Here is a 14,983-nt window from a genome sequence, read left to right on the forward strand (position 1 = left end):
CGCCCGGCGCAGTGACAACGCATTCGAGGCCCGCGCACCCGCGGGCCTCGAATCTAGGCGATCGCGTAACCGAAGTCCTTGTCCCCATACGGGCCGATCACGGCCAGGGTCATGGGGCGGTTGAGGATGGTTCTGGCTACCGAGGCGATGTCGTCGGGGGTGACCGTGTCGATTCGGGTGAGGACCTCGTCGACGGACATGAGCTGGTCGTAGACGAGTTCGCTCTTGCCGATTCTGGACATGCGGGAGCCGGTGTCCTCCAGGCCCAGCACCAGGCCGCCGCGCATCTGGCCCTTGCCGCGGGCGATCTCCTCCTCGGTGAGGCCGTCGGCGACGACCCGGGCGACCTCGTCACGGCAGATCTTGAGGACGTCGTCGATCTTGGAGGGGAGGCAGCCGACGTAGATGCCGAACTGGCCGGTGTCCGCGTACTGCGAGGTGTAGCTGTAGGCGCTGTAGGCCAGGCCGCGCTTCTCCCGGATCTCCTGGAACAGGCGGGAGGACATGCCGCCGCCGAGGGCCGCGTTGAGCACGCCGAGGGCGAAGCGGCGGTCGTCGGTGCGGCTGACGCCGGTGGTGCCGAGGACCAGGTTGGCCTGCTCGGTGGGGCGGTCGACGACGCGCACGCCGGAGCGTTCGGCGACGCCGGGGCCGCCCAGCCGGGGCGGGATGGGCTCGCCCAGGCCGCTGAGCGCGCCCGCCCGCTCGTAGGCGGCCGCCACCAGCTCGACCACCCGCTCGTGCGACACGTTCCCCGCCACCGAGATGACGGTGTGCGAGGGCAGGTAGAAGCGCTGGTAGTACTCGTGGATCCGGGCGCGGGTGAGCGCGTTGATGGAGGTCTCGTTGCCGAGGATCGGGCGGCCGATGGGCGTGTCGCCGTACAACTGCGCGGAGAAGGCCTCGTGCACCACGTCGGAGGGGTCGTCGTCGTGCATGGCGATCTCCTCCAGGATCACGCCACGCTCGGACTCCACGTCCGCGTCGCTGATCAGCGAGGAGGTCACCACGTCGGCCAGCACGTCGATGGCCAGCGGCAGGTCCTCGTCCAGGACCCGCGCGTAGTAGCAGGTGTATTCCTTGGCGGTGAAGGCGTTGATCTCGCCGCCGATGCCCTCGATGGAGGCGGAGATCTCCATCGCGTCCCTGGTCGCAGTGCCCTTGAAGAGCAGGTGCTCCAGGAAGTGGGTGGCCCCCATGTGCTCGGGGGCCTCATCCCGCGACCCGATGCCCACCCAGGCGCCGACCGCGACGCTGCGCACGGTCGGCATGGTCTCGGTCACCACCCGGAGCCCGCCGGGCAGGACGGTGCGGCGGACGACGCCCGCACCGTCCTTCCCGGGGAACAACGTGCTGGTGGCAGTCATCACGCTCACGAGTTGCGCTCGTCCCGCCCGCCACGGGTGCGGCTGCGGCGCGGCCGGTCGTCGCGGGGCCGGTCGTCCCGGGACTCGCGGGGCTCGGACGCGGGCTCGGGCTCGGGCTCGCCGGCTTCGGCGCGGGCGGCCCGGTCGGCGGCCTCCTTCTCCACGACCTCGACCGGAACCAGGGACAGCTTGCCGCGCGCGTCGATCTCGGCGATCTCCACCTGGATCTTCTCGCCGACGCCCATCACGTCCTCGACGTTCTCGATCCGCTTGCCGCCGTGCAGCTTGCGAATCTGGGAGACGTGCAGCAGGCCGTCCTTGCCGGGCATCAGCGAGACGAACGCGCCGAAGGCGGCGATCTTGACGACCGTGCCCAGGTAACGCTCGCCGACCTCCGGCATGTGCGGGTTGGCGATCGCGTTGATCGCGCTGCGCGCCGCCTCGGCCGCCGGGCCGTCGGTGGCGCCGATGTAGATGGTGCCGTCGTCCTCGATGGTGATCTCGGCGCCGGTGTCGTCCTGGATCTGGTTGATCATCTTGCCCTTGGGGCCGATGACTTCGCCGATCTTGTCCACCGGGACCTTGATCGTGATGATCCGCGGCGCGGTCGGGTTCATCTCGGCCGGGGAGTCGATGGCCTCCTGCATGACGTCCAGGATGGCCAGGCGAGCCCCGCGGGCCTGCTTGAGCGCGGCCGCCAGCACCGAGGCCGGGATGCCGTCGAGCTTGGTGTCCAGCTGCAGCGCGGTGATGACGTCCTTGGTGCCGGCGACCTTGAAGTCCATGTCGCCCATGGCGTCCTCGGCGCCGAGGATGTCGGTCAGCGTGATGAACTGGTCGCCCTCGCCGATGAGACCCATCGCGATGCCCGCGACCATCTCCTTCAGCGGCACGCCCGCGTCCAGCAGCGCCATCGTGGACGCGCAGACCGAGCCCATCGAAGTGGAGCCGTTGGAGCCGAGCGCCTCCGACACCTGGCGGATCGCGTACGGAAACTCCTCGCGGGTGGGCAGCACAGGGATGAGCGCCCGCTCAGCCAGCGCGCCGTGCCCGATCTCGCGCCGCTTGGGCGAACCCACCCGGCCGGTCTCGCCGGTCGAGTACGGCGGGAAGTTGTAGTTGTGCATGTACCGCTTGGTCCGCTCGGGATTGAGCGTGTCGATCATCTGCTCCATCCGGAGCATGTTCAGCGTGGTAATGCCCAGGATCTGGGTCTCCCCGCGCTCGAACAGGGCCGAGCCGTGCACCCGCGGCACCACGTGGACCTCGGCGTTGAGCTGCCGGATGTCCTTCGGGCCACGCCCGTCGATCCGGATGCCCTCGCTGATCACGCGCTCCCGCATGAGCTTCTTGGTGAGGCTGCGGAAGGCGGCGGAGATCTCCTTCTCCCGGCCTTCGAAGTCGGCCAGCAGCTTCTCCCCGGCCAGCGCCTTGACCCGGTCGATCTCGCTCTCGCGGTCCTGCTTGGCGGCGATGGTGAGGGCCGCGGCGAGCTCGCTGCGGACCGCGTTCTCGACCGCCTGCAGGGCGTCGTCCTGGTAGTCCAGGAAGATCGGGTACTCGGCGGTCTCCTTGGCGGCGACCTGCGCCACCTTGGCCTGCGCCTCGCACAGCACCTTGATGAACGGCTTGGCCGCCTCCAGGCCCTGGGCGATGGTCTCCTCGGTGGGCGCGACCGCGCCCTCGGCGACCAGCTTCAGCGTGTCCCTGGTGGACTCGGCCTCGACCATCATGATCGCGACGTCGCCGTCGGCGAGCACCCGGCCGGCCACGACCATGTCGAAGGTCGCGCCCTCCAGCTCGGTGTGGGTGGGGAAGGCCACCCACTGGCCGGTGATCAGCGCCACCCGTACGCCGCCGATAGGGCCGGAGAACGGCAGCCCGGCGAGCTGGGTGGACAGGCTGGCCGCGTTGATGGCGACCACGTCGTAGAGGTGGTCGGGGTTGAGCGACATGATCGTCGCCACGACCTGGATCTCGTTGCGCAGGCCCTTGACGAAGGACGGGCGCAGCGGCCGGTCGATCAGGCGGCAGGTGAGGATCGCGTCCTCGGACGGCCGGCCCTCACGCCGGAAGAACGAGCCCGGAATGCGGCCCGCCGCGTACATCCGCTCCTCGACATCCACCGTCAGCGGGAAGAAGTCGAGGTTCTCCTTGGGATTCTTGGACGCCGTGGTCGCGGACAGGACCATGGTCTCGTCGTCCAGGTAGACGACGGCGGAACCCGCCGCCTGGCGCGCGAGCCGCCCGGTCTCGAACCGGATCCTGCGCGCGCCGAAAGAGCCGTTGTCGATAACGGCTTCCGTGCTGTGGACACCCTCCACGGGGGACCTCCTTTAAGGTCGGTCACCCCACGTCCGTGTGTTATGCGCCGGCTCCCCGTTGGTGCAGTGCCGGTCTTCGATCGAAGCGCCCGGTTCACCATGACCGGGGGCCACTACCGAGGACCGGCCCTCTCACGCCGCGGGATCGCGCGTGTATGTGCTTGCTTGCGGACGCGGGGCACTGGTTCTCGGGGTCGAGACGACCTCCCGGCCGTCTCTCCCTTTCGGCTATTTAGTTTGTCTGCAGTTTGCCCGCAGATGAGAAAGGAGCGGCGAAGGCTCGCCGCTCCTCGCGCGCTATCGGCGCAGACCCAGCCGCTCGATCAGCGTACGGTACCGCGTGATGTCCTTGGCCTGCAGGTACTTGAGCAGGCGGCGGCGGCGGCCGACCAGCAGGAGCAGGCCGCGGCGGCTGTGGTGGTCGTGCTTGTGCGTCTTCAGGTGCTCGGTCAGGTCGCTGATGCGCCGGCTCAGCAGCGCGATCTGGACCTCAGGGGAACCGGTGTCCCCTTCGGCGGTGCCGTATTCGGTGATGATGGCCTTCGTGGTGGCGGTGTCGAGCGACACTCCAACTCCTTCTTTGGGAGGCACGCGGAACGATTTTCCAAGCCCGCGAACGACCGTGCGTGCCTACAGTCGCCGTGACGAGGCCGACGAATACTCAGCCGACGCTCAAGGTTACCACCGCAGCTCAGCACCCTGACCCGCGTTCAGGGCGTGCGCGCGCACGTCCGCAGGATGGTCCAGCGGACCTCGCCGTCCTGCCCGCCCGAGTGGATCCGCCAGCCCAGCCGGGTGGCCTCGCCCGAGGCGACGCCGTCGTCCGGGTCCAAAGCCGCGATCAGCACCTTCACCGCCAGCGCCCGGTCGCCGTCCAGACCCGGGATCAGGGTGCGCAGGCCCGCCCGCAGCGCCGCCGCGTCCAACCGGCCGTTGCCGGCCTTCGGCCTGGACACCATCGTGGTGAGGGAGCGCAGCGCGGCCGCCACCTCGGGCCCGCCCAGACCGGTGTCGGTGACGGCCTGCCGGGCGGCCAGCACGGCGATGGTCCGGCGGTGGGCGGCCGGGTCGGCCAGGATGGCCGCGAACTCGGGCTCCCGGGCGACTGGGTGCTCGCGCAGCGCCAGCGGCACCGGGTCTACCGGCAGGCGGCGCAGAATGGTGTATCGATCGAGCTCGCCGCCCAGGCGATCGATGTCCAGGCGCACCCCGGTGACCCGCTCCCCCAGCGCCAGCGCCGCCTCCGGCCAGGTGTCCTCCGGCGAGCCCTCCACGCACGGCAGGCCCTTCATCTGCTCGTCCAGCTCGTGCGGCGCGGCCCCCCAGCGGCCGGTCTGCTGCTGGACATGGGTGACCCGGACGCCCTGGCGGTACAGCGCGAACTCCGGGCGCGGGCCGAAGCGGACCGCGAACGCCGTTCCCCGCGCGGACAGGCCGCGCATCACCTCGGGACGGATCCCCTGGGCGCCGCGCGGTTCCACGCTGAGCGCCCAGCCGTCCAGGAACTCGTCCAGGACGAGGATGCCGGGGGCGTGCTCCCCGGCGCTGTCGGCCTCCTCGGCCGCCTCAAGCAAGGTCTGCGGTGAAGGTCCGACCAGGTCGATCCCGAAATGTCGGGCCGCCGAGGGTTTCGTGGCGTCGCCGATCCAGCAGACGCAGGCGCTCTCGCGCAGGACCCAGTGCTTGTCGAGCAGGTGCCGGTAGTACTCAAGAAGATCGTCAGCCATGTGCTGCCGCCAGGGGAATGCCGGGGTCCCGCCCGCGGGATGCGAGCGGGACCGAGTCGGATATTCGTACCGTGCACGCCGGTCCCAGGGGCGGGTTTCCGGCACTCTGGGAAGTCACGCAACACCAGAGAGATAGTCCACGGCGACATTACGCCCGATCGGCTACATCGCGGAGCTTTCCGCGGCAGTGAACTCCCGCGCCTCGTCCACGTCGGCATGCATTTGGTCAATGAGCCGCTGAATTGAGGCAAATTTCAGGGTGTCGCGGAGCCGGAGGCCGAAGTCCACGGCCACGTGCGCGCCGTAGAGGTCGAGGTCGTCGCGATCCAGCGCGTACGCCTCGACGGTGCGCTCCACCCCGGAGAAGGTGGGATTGGTGCCGATGGAGATGGCGGCGGGCCAGCGCTGCCCCTCGTGCGGCGACGGCGACTGGGTCACCTGGAGCCAGCCCGCGTAGACCCCGTCGGCGGGAATCGCCGTGTACTGCGGGGACTCCACGTTGGCGGTGGGGAAACCGAGCGCCCGCCCCCGCTGCTGGCCGCGCACGACCACCCCCTCGACCCGGTGCGGGCGGCCCAGCGCCTCGGCCGCGGCGGCCACGTCACCGGCGGCCAGCCGCTCCCTGACCAGGGTGGAGGAGATCGCCTCCCCGTCGCTGACCAGCGGCACGCCCACGGCCACGAAGTCATACTTCTCGCCCAGCGTGCGGAGCGTCTCCAGGTCGCCGGCCGCCTTGTGGCCGAACCGGAAGTTCTCCCCCACCACGACCCCGGCCGCGTGCAGCCGGTCCACCAGGGCGGTCTGCACGAACTCGTCCGGGGACATCCGGGAGAACGCCAGCGTGAACGGCAGCACGCACACCGCGTCCACGCCCAGCGCGCCGAGCAGTTCGGTGCGGCGGCGCTGCTGGGTGAGCTGGGGCGGGTGGCTGCCGGGGCGGATCACCTCGTCCGGATGCGGCTCGAAGGTCACCGCCACCGAGGCCGCGCCGAGCGTATCCGCCAGCGCGACCGCGCGCCCCACCATCTGCTGGTGCCCCCGGTGCACGCCGTCGAAAACGCCAATGGTGACGACCGATCTGCCCCAGTCCTCGGGCACGTCGTCCAGTCCGTGCCAGCCCCGCACGTCGACCCCAATCCTCGATGAGAAGACAAGCGTGCCACACCGGTCAGCTCACGAAGACGGCGAGGGGCTTGGCCGCCCCCTGCCGCTCCTCCACCAGGGAGAGCAGCGTGCCGTCGGGAGCGAAGACGCCGATGGGGCCCGCGCCCAGGCCGAGCGCGGGCAGCCGCCCGCCGTGCGCGACCAGCCGGGCCTCGTGCTCGGTCACGTCCCGGCGCGGGAAGGCCGCGGCCACCGCGGCCTCGATCGGCATGATCACGCACTCTTTCTGGAGCTCCTCCAGCGTCCTGGCCTCGGTGTACGGCCCAACCCGCGTGCGCCGCAGGAAGGTCAGATGGCCGCCCACGCCGAGGGAGGCGCCCAGGTCGCGGGCGAGCGCCCGAATGTAGGTGCCCGACGAGCAGGTGATCACGGCGTCCACGTCCACGACGTCGCCGTCGTGCCTGATGGCGGTCACGTCGAAGGCGTGCACGGTCAGCGGCCGAGCCTGGAGCTCCATCTCTTCGCCCGCGCGGGCCCGCTTGTACGCCCGCTCCCCGTTCACCTTGATGGCGCTGACCTGCGGCGGAACCTGCATGATCGGACCGGTGAGGGCGGCCACGCCCGTCGCGACAGCGCTCTCGGCGAGATGCCCGGCGGGCGTGACCGAGGTGACCTCGCCCTCCGCGTCGTCGGTGTTGGTGCCCACGCCGAGCCGGATCGTCGCCTCGTACACCTTCTCGGTCAGCGCCAGGTGCCCGAGCAGCCGGGTCGCCTTCTCCACGCCGACCACCAGCACGCCGGTGGCCATCGGGTCCAGCGTGCCGGCGTGGCCGACCTTGCGGGTGCCGGCGATGCCGCGCATCTTGGCGACCACGTCGTGCGAGGTCCAGCCGGCGGGCTTGTCGACGATCACGAGCCCGCTCGGCGGCGGGGTTCGTTTGCTGGTCAAGAGAGCATCTCCCGTAGCCGGGCCATCGTCTGGTCCGGGGGTTCCGTGGTGAAGAAACCGGCCGCGCCGGGATGCCCGCCGCCGCCGAGCGCCGCGCAGGCGCGGCCGACGTCCACCGCGCCCTTCGACCGGGTCGAAACGTTCCACCCGCCCGCGTCGTCCTCCTTGAGCACCACGGCCACGTCCACGCCGTCGACCTTGCGGATCACGTCGATCACGCCCTCCACCTCGTCGTACGGCAAGGCGGCGAGCGCGCGGTCCCGCCTGGTCACGCAGGTCCAGACCAGACCGGCGCCCCCGGCCCACTCCGGCTCCAGCACGGCCCTGGACAGCGCGGCGCCCAGCACCCGCAGGTAGCCGAAGGGCGAGCGGTCCCACAGCTCGCGGGCGATCGTGTCGGGGTTGAGCCCGGTCGCGAGCAGCCGGCCCGCCATGGCGTGCACGGCGGGCGTGGTGGAGGCGTAGCGGAAGGAGCCCGTGTCGGTCACCAGCGCCGCGTACAGGCAGGTCGCGATGGGCTTGTCCACCGCCAGGCCGAGGCGGCCGATCAGCTCCTCCACCAGCACCGAGGTGGCCGCGGCGACCGGATCCACCAGATGCAGCGAGCCGAAGCCGGTGTTGGAGGCGTGGTGGTCCACCACCACGAGCTCCCCCGCCGCCTCGGCGGCCGGGATGAGCAGGCCGAGCCGCGCCCGGGTGGACGCGTCGAACGTGATCATCAGGTCCGGCGCCACCGGGAACTCGCCCGGCGGCACCAGCAGGTCCTGCCCCGGGAGGAAACGCAGCAGCCGGGGCACCACGAAGGTGCGATCCCCGAAGGAGGCCACCACGCGCTTGCCCGCCTGCCGCAGCGCCTGCCCGAAGCCCAGCATCGAGCCCAGGGCGTCGCCGTCGGGGGTGACATGGCAGGCCAGCGCGATCTCGTCGTGCCCGCGGACCAGGGCGACGGCCCGCTCCCAGTCCCCTTCCGCGACCGCCGGCAGGACACGATCTGATCTGAGATCCGAGGTCACGTCGCGGCGCGTCCTACCTGCCCCGGCACTTCCTCGTCCTTTTCCTTGATGTCCTCTTCCTCGTCCCGCTTGTACGGATCGGCGTCGCCCGCGTACTCGGCGCCCTCGGCCCGCTTGGCGATCTCCTCGTCCCTGGCCTTGGCCTCGGCGAGCAGCTCGTCCAGGTGCCGGGCGCTGTCGGGCAGCGGGTCGTGGGTGAATGCCAGCGTGGGCGTGTGCCGCAGCCCGGTCTGCCTGCCCACTTCGGAGCGGATGATGCCCTTGGCGCTCTCCAGCGCGGCGGCGGTGTCCATGCGCTCGGCGTCGGACCCGAACACCGTGTAGAACACGGTGGCGTCGCTCAGATCGTTGGTGACCCGGGTGTCGGTGATAGTCACGAAACCGAGCCGAGGATCCTTGATCCGGCGTTCCAGCATCTCGGCGACGATCTGCTGAATCCGGTCCGCGAGCTTCCTGGCTCGCGCGGCGTCCATGATCGCGCTCCCCTTTCCTTCAATGTACGGCTGACGCTGGGATGCGGCCGCCTTATTCCTCGTCGTTGAACAGCCGATGTCGCGCGGAGAGCAGCTCGATCTCCGGATGGAAGGCGATCACCCGCTCGCAGGCCTCCAGCACCTCGCCGCAGTTGACGGCCGAACCGGAGACCACGGCGATGCCGATCTCGGCCCGCCGATGCAGATCCTGGTGGCCGGTCTCGGCCACGGCGACCGCCGGGAAGCGGCGTTTCACCTCGGCCACGAGGGGGCGGATCACCGAGCGCTTCTCCTTCAGCGAGTGCACCTCGCCGAGCAGGATGTCCAACGTCAGAGCACCGACATACATGTATTTGTGCGTCAATCAACCCAGACGCGGGGGTCGTGAAGACGGGCCGGTTCCCGGGCCCTGAGGGCCCGGGAACCGGTTTGGCAAAACCTCAGGCGCGAGGCTTCTCCTGCATCTCGAACGTCTCGATGACGTCGTCGATCTTGATGTCGTTGAAGCCGACACCGATACCGCACTCGTAGCCCTCGCGGACCTCGGTCGCGTCGTCCTTGAACCGGCGCAACGAGGTGACCGTGAGGTTGTCCGCCACGACCACGCCGTCGCGGATGATCCTGGCCTTGCTGTTCCTGGTGATCGTGCCGGAACGGACCAGGGAGCCCGCCACGTTGCCGATCTTCGGAACCTTGAAGACCTCGCGGACCTCGGCGGTGCCGGTCCTGACCTCCTCGAACTCCGGCTTGAGCATGCCCTTCAGGGCCGCCTCGATCTCCTCGATCGCCTGGTAGATGACCGAGTAGTAACGGATGTCGACGCCCTCGCGCTCGGCCAGATCGCGGGCCCTGACCTCGGGCCGCACGTTGAAGCCGATGATCACGGCGTTGTCGTCCGCGATCGCCAGGTTGACGTCGTACTCCGTGATCGCGCCGACCGCGCGGTGCAGCACCCGGAGGTTGACCTCCTCGCCCACATCGATCTTGAGCAGCGCGTCCTCCAGTGCTTCCACCGAACCGGACACGTCACCCTTGATGATGAGCTTGAGCTCGTCGATCTTGCCCTTCTCGTAGTCGCTGAACAGCTCCTCGAGCGTACGGCGGCGACCGGCCTTGGCCATCTCCGCGATGCGCTGGCGAGCCGCCCGCTGCTGGGCGATCTGCCGGGCCATCCGGTCGTCGGTGACGACCAGGAAGTTGTCACCCGCCCGGGGCACGGCCGCGAGGCCGAGCACCCGCACCGGACGCGACGGGTCGGCCTCTTCGACCGTGTCGCCGTTGTCGTCCAGCATCGCCCGGACCCGGCCGAAGGCCTCGCCACAGACGATCGAGTCGCCGACCCGCAGCGTGCCGCGCTGGACCAGCACGGTCGCCACGGGGCCGCGGCCCCGGTCCAGGTGGGCTTCGATGGCCAGGCCCTGCGCGTCCATGTCGGGGTTCGCGCGCAGGTCGAGCTCGGCGTCGGCGGTCAGCAGGATCGCCTCGAGCAGAGCGTCGATGCCGGTGCCCTGCTTGGCCGAGATGTCGACGAACATCGTGGAACCGCCGAACTCCTCGGCGACCAGGCCGTACTCGGTGAGCTGGGCCCGCACCTTGGTCGGGTCCGCGCCCTCCTTGTCGACCTTGTTCACCGCGACCACGATCGGCACGTCGGCCGCCTGGGCGTGGTTGAGCGCCTCGATGGTCTGCGGCTTCACACCGTCGTCGGCCGCGACCACCAGAACGGCGATGTCGGTGGACTGGGCACCACGGGCACGCATGGCGGTGAACGCCTCGTGACCCGGGGTGTCGATGAAGGTGATCTTCCGCTCTTCGCCCTCGTGCTCGGTGGAGACCTGGTAGGCGCCGATGTGCTGGGTGATGCCACCGGCCTCGCGGGCCACCACGTTGGTGTTGCGGATGGCGTCCAGCGTCTTGGTCTTACCGTGGTCGACGTGACCCATGACGGTCACCACCGGCGGACGCGGCGCGAGGTCGACCTCGTCGCCCTCGTCCTCACCGAACTCGATCTTGAAGGACTCCAGCAGCTCGCGGTCCTCCTCCTCGGGGCTGACGACCTGGACCACGTAGTCCAGCTCCGCGCCGAGCAGCTGCAGGGTCTCCTCGTTGACCGACTGGGTCGCGGTCACCATCTCGCCGAGGTGCAGCATGATCTGCACCAGCGCGGCGGGGTTGGCGCCGATCCGGTCGGCGAAGTCCGACAGCGAGGCACCACGCGGGAGGCGGATCGTCTGACCGCCGCCACGGGGAGCCTGCACGCCGCCGATCGCCGGAGCCGACATGTTGTCGAACTCCTGGCGCCGCTGGCGCTTGGACTTGCGGCCACGGGTCGGACGCCCGCCAGGACGGCCGAACGCGCCCGCCGTGCCGCCACCGCGGCCACGGCCGCCGCCACCGGGACGACCGGCGAAACCGCCGCCACCGCCACCGGGGCCGCCACCGGCGCCACCGGGACGACCAGCGCCGCCGCCACCGCCGCCGCCACCCGGACGACCGGCGAAACCGCCGCCGCCACCCGGACGACCGCCGCCGCCACCGGCGCCACCGGGACGGCCACCGCCGCCACCGCCGCCGGGACGGCCACCGCCGCCACCGGGACGCGGGCCACCGCCACCGCCGCCACCACCGGGACCGGAAGGCCGGCCCTGCGGCATCATCGACGGGTTGGGACGCGGCCCACCGGGACGGGGACCACCCGCACCCGCGGGCGGACGCGGACCACCGGCGCCAGGACCGGGACGCGGGCCACCCGCGCCGGCCGGGCCGGGACGAGGACCGCCCGCACCCGCGGGACCCGGACGGGGACCGCCGGGACGCGGACCGCGGTCGCCGTCGCGACGCGGCTCGCGCGGACCGCGGTCCTCGCGGGGACCACGATCCTCACGCGGCCCACGGTCGGGACGGTCACCACGGTGCTCGCCGCGGTCGGGACGGTCGGGACGGTCGCTGGGGCCACCCGGACGTGCCGGGCGCTGCCCCATGCCGCTGGCGTTGGACGAGAACGGGTTGTTGCCCGGACGCGGGCCACGCGGGCCCGGCTTGGGGCCACCCGGACCAGAAGGACGCTCGCCGCGGCCGGAGCCGCCGCCACCGGTCGGAACGCCGGGAACGGCGGGACGCGGAGCGGGCCGGGGGCCCGGCTTCGGGCCGCCACCGGGACCGCCGGGACCACCCGGACGGGGACCGGACTCGGACCTGGAGTCAGACCGGGAGGACGCCGCCGCGGGGCGGGGCGCCTCGGCGCGGATTTCCGGACGGGGCTGTTCCGGCGCCGGACGCGGAGCCTCGGCCTGGGGCGCGGGCTGTGGCGTCGGATGGGGCATCGGAACGGGCCGCGGCATCGGCCGCGGTCCTGGCTTCGGCCCGGGGCGAATGCCGCCCTCCGAGGCCGGAGCGGGTGGAATCGGGGAAATCGGCGCCGCCGTGGCGCCGTTTCCGGCCTGGCCGCCTGCCTGGCCTGTCACCTGGCTTGTCGCCTGGCTCTCAGCCGGCCGGGGCTGGGGCCTCGGCTGCGGCCGTGGGGTCGGCTTGCCGCCGCCCCTGGAGTCGCCCTTACCGAACGCCTCCGTCAGTTTACGGACGACCGGCGCTTCAATCGTTGAAGAAGCCGATCGCACGAACTCGCCCATTTCGGTGAGCTTGGCCATCACGACCTTGCTCTCTACGCCGAACTCCTTGGCGAGCTCGTATACCCGGACCTTCGCCACTGCACTCCCTAACTCGGCCCGGGAGGCTGTGCCGCCGGACCGTCGCTACCTGGACGTACTCATTGCCGCGTGCTCATCAGGCGCTCATAGCAATCTGACTCCGCCCATCAACTCGGCGTCCTACATGACAGTTGTTGACATCCTCCCTGGCGTGAACGCCCGGGATTCCCCACGTCACCATGGGGTCCTTACTGCTTCTGCCACGCCGCGTGAGCGTCGTAGGTTGCGGGCGGTGCCAAGGTCGGAATTGCCTCACCTGGTCTTACCCACTCTCCACAGTCGTTTTGGGTGTCCGCCAGCCCGGCGGCCACCATGTCCACATTCATCCCCACCCTGAAGGACGGGGCCTTCCGCTGCTTCTCGGTAACCATTCACCCGGCCGCTTTCTCGCGTCAAGCCTGTTCCGCCAGGTGATCCCGCAGACGCGTGACATCGAGCGATCCCTCCGCGCGAAAAGCGCGAGAGAACGCCCGGCGACGTTCTGCGAGCTCCAGACAGCCCACGGCCGGGTGCAGTGAAGCACCCCGGCCCGGAAGCCGTCCTTGCAGGTCAGGGGTGATGACACCCGCGACCACTACCAGTCGGAGTAGCTCGGACTTGGCCGTGCGAACCCGGCAGCCCACACACGTTCTCAGTGGGACAGCCTGGCCACCATATTCCAGCTTACCTTGCCGACGCATCTGCGGGATCGGCCGGTGCCTCTTGAGTGTCCGGCCTGATGTCGATGCGCCACCCGGTCAGCCGCGCGGCCAGCCGGGCGTTCTGGCCCTCCTTGCCGATCGCCAGCGAGAGCTGGTAGTCCGGCACGGTGACCCGCGCCACCCGGCCGTCGGCGTCCACGACCTCAACCCGGGAAACGCGCGCGGGTGAAAGCGCATTCCCGACGAACTCGGCCGGGTCGTCGGACCAGTCGATGATGTCGATCTTCTCGCCGTGCAGTTCGGTCATCACGTTGCGCACCCGCGAGCCCATCGGCCCGATGCAGGCGCCCTTCGCGTTGACCCCGCTCTTCCGGGAGCGCACCGCGATCTTCGTGCGGTGCCCCGCCTCCCGGGCGATCGCGGCGATCTCCACCGAACCGTCGGCGATCTCCGGAACCTCCAGCGCGAACAGCTTCTTCACCAGGTTCGGGTGGGTACGGCTGAGCGTGACGGAAGGCCCCTTGTTGCCCTTCTTCACCTGCACCACGAAGCAGCGGATGCGCTCGCCGTGCACGTATTCCTCGCCGGGCACCTGCTCGTTGTGCGGCAGGATGGCCTCGATCTTGCCCAGGTCCACCAGCACCACCCGGGGATCCTTGCCCTGCTGGATGATCCCGGCCACCAGCTCGCCCTCGCGGCTGGCGAACTCGCCGAAGTTGATCTCATCCTCGGCGTCCCGCAGCTGCTGCAGGATGACCTGCTTGGCGGTGGTCGCGGCGATGCGGCTGAAGTTGCCCGGGGTGTCGTCGTACTCCCGGACGACCGTGCCCTCCTCGTCCAGCTCGGCCGCGAGGATGGAGACGTGCCCGGAGACCCGGTCCAGCTCGGCGCGGGCCTTCTGCGCGGCGCCCTCGGTCCGGAAGTAGGCGATCAGCAGCGCGTCCTCGATCGCCTTCACGACGAGGTCGAACGAGATGTCCTTCTCCCGCTCCAGGCTGCGCAGGACGCTCATGTCAATGTCCACAAGGCTCCCCCTTAGCCCTCATCGCGGTGTGCGATGCCATCGGCGGCTCCGAGGTCGTCCTCGTCGTCGATGTCTTCGGTTTCTTCGTATTCGTCGTCGATGTCTTCGATGTCGGTGTCATCCTCGTCGTCCAGCCGACGGAATTCCACCTGGACCTTGCCCTTGACCAGGTCCCCGTACCCGAACCGCCCGGCGCCCTCGATCTCCACGCCGGCGTCGTCCACCAGCAGGATCCGGCCCTCGGCCGCGGCCCCGTCCCGCAGCTCGGCCTTGACCAGCCGGCCCCGCGCGCGCCGCCAGTGGCGGGGCTGGGTGAGCGGGCGGTCCACGCCTGGCGAGGTGACCTCCAGCACATACGGACTGCCACCGAGCAGGTCCGTCGTGTCCAGCTCCTCCGACACCGAGCGGCTCACCTCGGAGACGTCGTCCAGGCTGATGCCCCCGTCCCGGTCCACCACCACGCGGACGAGCCGGCGCTTGCCCGCCGGAGTGATCGTCACGTCCTCCAGATCGAGCCCCTCGGCGGCGACCACCGGGCTGAGGAGCTCCACAAGGCGGTCGCGTCGAGCGTCGCTGCCCATGCCGACCTCCCATTCACGGGCGTACCTCGCCCAACGTGCCCACAGCCTATCGACACAAGGGCACGGAAAGAGC

General features: G+C 70.6%; 13 protein-coding genes. All 13 read right to left on the minus strand.

Annotated features, from left to right (window positions below; genetic code table 11):
• Positions 1 to 53: 53 nt before the first annotated feature.
• Positions 54 to 1,367, minus strand: a complete 1,314-nt coding sequence (locus tag ABGB08_RS00390; protein ID WP_347585808.1) for a pitrilysin family protein — start codon at positions 1,365 to 1,367, stop codon at positions 54 to 56.
• 5 nt (positions 1,368 to 1,372) lie between these two features.
• Positions 1,373 to 3,691, minus strand: coding sequence for a polyribonucleotide nucleotidyltransferase (locus tag ABGB08_RS00395; RefSeq protein WP_347584368.1), 2,319 nt, complete (start codon positions 3,689 to 3,691; stop codon positions 1,373 to 1,375).
• A gap of 297 nt (positions 3,692 to 3,988) precedes the next feature.
• Positions 3,989 to 4,258 carry a 30S ribosomal protein S15 gene (gene rpsO / locus ABGB08_RS00400; RefSeq protein WP_155351923.1) on the minus strand — a complete coding sequence of 90 codons (270 nt, stop codon included), beginning with the start codon at positions 4,256 to 4,258 and terminating at the stop codon, positions 3,989 to 3,991.
• A gap of 143 nt (positions 4,259 to 4,401) precedes the next feature.
• Positions 4,402 to 5,418, minus strand: a complete 1,017-nt coding sequence (locus ABGB08_RS00405) for a DUF6461 domain-containing protein (protein ID WP_347584369.1) — start codon at positions 5,416 to 5,418, stop codon at positions 4,402 to 4,404.
• Between the two features lie 162 nt (positions 5,419 to 5,580).
• Positions 5,581 to 6,543, minus strand: coding sequence for a bifunctional riboflavin kinase/FAD synthetase (locus tag ABGB08_RS00410; protein ID WP_347584370.1), 963 nt, complete (start codon positions 6,541 to 6,543; stop codon positions 5,581 to 5,583).
• A gap of 43 nt (positions 6,544 to 6,586) precedes the next feature.
• Positions 6,587 to 7,471, minus strand: a complete 885-nt coding sequence (gene truB, locus ABGB08_RS00415) for a tRNA pseudouridine(55) synthase TruB (RefSeq protein ID WP_347584371.1) — start codon at positions 7,469 to 7,471, stop codon at positions 6,587 to 6,589.
• Positions 7,468 to 8,484 (minus strand): DHH family phosphoesterase, encoded by a 1,017-nt coding sequence (locus tag ABGB08_RS00420; protein WP_347584372.1) that lies wholly within the window; start codon positions 8,482 to 8,484, stop codon positions 7,468 to 7,470. The genes truB and ABGB08_RS00420 overlap by 4 nt, the downstream gene beginning before the upstream one ends.
• The gene (gene rbfA, locus ABGB08_RS00425) at positions 8,481 to 8,960 is read right to left on the minus strand and encodes a 30S ribosome-binding factor RbfA (protein ID WP_347585810.1); all 480 of its coding nucleotides are present in this window, start codon (positions 8,958 to 8,960) and stop codon (positions 8,481 to 8,483) included. Before rbfA ends, ABGB08_RS00420 begins: the two co-directional genes overlap by 4 nt.
• 49 nt (positions 8,961 to 9,009) lie before the next feature.
• Positions 9,010 to 9,306: a DUF503 domain-containing protein gene (locus ABGB08_RS00430; protein ID WP_155351928.1), complete on the minus strand. Its 297-nt coding sequence runs from the start codon at positions 9,304 to 9,306 to the stop codon at positions 9,010 to 9,012.
• A 91-nt stretch (positions 9,307 to 9,397) separates the two neighbouring features.
• Positions 9,398 to 12,664, minus strand: a complete 3,267-nt coding sequence (gene infB, locus ABGB08_RS00435; RefSeq protein ID WP_347584373.1) for a translation initiation factor IF-2 — start codon at positions 12,662 to 12,664, stop codon at positions 9,398 to 9,400.
• Between the two features lie 392 nt (positions 12,665 to 13,056).
• Complete coding sequence (locus ABGB08_RS00440; RefSeq protein WP_347584374.1) at positions 13,057 to 13,344, minus strand: YlxR family protein; 288 nt, start codon at positions 13,342 to 13,344, stop codon at positions 13,057 to 13,059.
• Positions 13,328 to 14,329, minus strand: a complete 1,002-nt coding sequence (gene nusA, locus ABGB08_RS00445; protein ID WP_155347606.1) for a transcription termination factor NusA — start codon at positions 14,327 to 14,329, stop codon at positions 13,328 to 13,330. Before nusA ends, ABGB08_RS00440 begins: the two co-directional genes overlap by 17 nt.
• An 11-nt stretch (positions 14,330 to 14,340) precedes the next feature.
• Positions 14,341 to 14,910, minus strand: a complete 570-nt coding sequence (rimP, locus tag ABGB08_RS00450) for a ribosome maturation factor RimP (protein ID WP_347584375.1) — start codon at positions 14,908 to 14,910, stop codon at positions 14,341 to 14,343.
• Positions 14,911 to 14,983 lie beyond the last annotated feature (73 nt).

The sequence above is a fragment of the Acrocarpospora sp. B8E8 genome (assembly GCF_039871605.1).
GTDB classification, from domain to species: domain Bacteria; phylum Actinomycetota; class Actinomycetes; order Streptosporangiales; family Streptosporangiaceae; genus Acrocarpospora; species Acrocarpospora macrocephala.

Bases quoted from the DNA above. Each gene is read 5' to 3' on its own strand.
- ABGB08_RS00390 (WP_347585808.1), bottom strand. From the start codon at position 1,367: ATGACTGCCACCAGCACGTTGTTCCCCGGGAAGGACGGTGCGGGCGTC.
- ABGB08_RS00405 (WP_347584369.1), bottom strand. From the start codon at position 5,418: ATGGCTGACGATCTTCTTGAGTACTACCGGCACCTGCTCGACAAGCAC.
- ABGB08_RS00430 (WP_155351928.1), bottom strand. From the start codon at position 9,306: ATGTATGTCGGTGCTCTGACGTTGGACATCCTGCTCGGCGAGGTGCAC.
- ABGB08_RS00440 (WP_347584374.1), bottom strand. From the start codon at position 13,344: ATGCGTCGGCAAGGTAAGCTGGAATATGGTGGCCAGGCTGTCCCACTG.
- rimP (WP_347584375.1), bottom strand. From the start codon at position 14,910: ATGGGCAGCGACGCTCGACGCGACCGCCTTGTGGAGCTCCTCAGCCCG.